General features: G+C 36.3%; 2 protein-coding genes and 1 pseudogene. All 3 read right to left on the bottom strand.

Annotated elements, in window-relative coordinates:
* Positions 1–101 (bottom strand): annotated as a pseudogene (locus tag HC723_RS16730) (NAD(P)-dependent oxidoreductase); the annotation flags it as partial.
* A gap of 130 nt (positions 102–231) precedes the next feature.
* Positions 232–747 (bottom strand): GNAT family N-acetyltransferase, encoded by a 516-nt coding sequence (locus HC723_RS16725; protein ID WP_190339894.1) that lies wholly within the window; start codon positions 745–747, stop codon positions 232–234.
* A 124-nt stretch (positions 748–871) separates the two neighbouring features.
* On the bottom strand, positions 872–1,615 hold the full coding sequence (locus HC723_RS17395; RefSeq protein WP_203218788.1) for a cold-shock protein: 744 nt from the start codon (positions 1,613–1,615) through the stop codon (positions 872–874).
* Positions 1,616–1,771: the final 156 nt, after the last annotated feature.

Below are 1,771 nucleotides of genomic sequence, written 5' to 3'. Positions count from 1 at the left end.
TGGTAATTAACACAAACAGCATAGCTTTGCTTTGCAAGAAACTTGGAAGTTGCGGCACCAATTCCTCGGCTACCACCAGTGACCAAAACTATCCGATTCATCGATACTCCGTTTGCCGTATAACGCCGCAATAACACGTGCTGAACGCCATAATTACCAAAACCAATTATACTTTAAACCACGAATGCCGAGTGTAATAAGCATCGTGTTGATTGCTTTGTTATACCGTTTCTAACAGCGAACCCAATACCTTGCTAATGGATTCGGAAAGACCTTACCCATTACGATATTTTCAAATTTACCACCGTTACTTTCTATAATTTTTCGTGAAGCTACATTGCCTTCGTCAGCAGTTAATAGCACTCGATTGAGCCCAAGTTCTTTAGCTTTAATTAATGCCAATTTTAGTATCGATTGTCCATAACCATTTCGACGGAATGATGGTGCTATATCGTAACCAATATGACCAGCTTCCTGTGCCAGAAACTCATTACTGATATTGTGACGAATACGAACCACGCCCAAAATAGACTGATTATCATCAATTAGCCAAAAGTGACTACATGGGACATAACCTTCACGTAAGTTAACCCCGTTACTTTCATCAGTTAAACTTTGAATATACGAAGAAAAATCCTCTTTTCCCAATAAGTAGGATTCAATATTACTAATGTCGTTGGCTGCATAATCCTCGACGAAAACTAAGAATGCTGGCTTCATTTTCAATGATGGTACAACTAATTCCATGTCAATTTCTCCTTTTAACGGTATAACGCCCCTATTAACGGGCAAAATGCAGTTGGCTATAATATTTGAGGAACGAAAATAGCCAACTGTATTTTGTCCTGTTGAATGGCTTGTTATGTGCAATTTAGAAAATTATATCTGGCTCATTTTTTTGATCTTGATATGAAGTAAACCCTATTGCACGAGCAGAAGTTCCTTTATCAGTTAAACTTAATTCTTGGCATATAATTCTATAAATTCCTTTTGGAAATCCACCATCAAAGTCCCACTCTTTTTCTTCATCTGTCATGGTAACTATGCCGGCAATATTAGGGTATTTATGCCCAAGTTTATTGCTAGTAATGTACTTTGAAAGTTCACTACTAAATCTAAAGTTCATTTCTGCCATATCAATTAGCAGTCGTGACAACTCTTCGGATTTAACAAGTGATAAGGAATGTCTAGCGGATAATCGCTCAGCATTTGTTACTTTCTTATTTACTAAGGCTAGCTCTACTGGTGTTATTTCAATCATACGCTTGGGTGCGCTTGGAGGAGAAAAAACTACTTTGGCGGGCGTTTTATCATTTTTTATTAAAGTGGCAGCGTACTTTTCAAGTATTGGTAAAGTATGCTCCGAGGGAATATTTTCAGCTTCTAACCAAAATTCAACAACTTCTTTGCCTTTCTTACCGTCTTTACAGGTAAACCAAAAATATAAGTCTTCAGTAGCTCCATTTGAAAATTCTACGAGCTTACTTTCAAATTGCTTAACTGCTTTAATGTGGAAGAATACTTCTTTATTAAACAATTCAGAATCAGTCTGAATGCATTTTATAAATCCAAAACCATTATCAAAATATTTAACAACTTTACCAAACTCTAACACTTTGGAGACTCCATACGGTGATTTGCACATAACAGATAATTAGACTCCCTCTCCTCTGCTAAACTTAACCTGCTAAGCAATTTTTATTGGGAGTCAAACAGTTATGAATAATTCTACTATTATTGGTGTTGATTTAGCAAAAGATGTGTTTCAAGT

The sequence above is a fragment of the Vibrio sp. S11_S32 genome, from assembly GCF_014694465.1.
Lineage (GTDB): Bacteria > Pseudomonadota > Gammaproteobacteria > Enterobacterales > Vibrionaceae > Vibrio > Vibrio algicola.
Note: the sequence above shows the minus strand (reverse complement) of the source record. Positions and strands in the feature narration are given on the sequence as shown.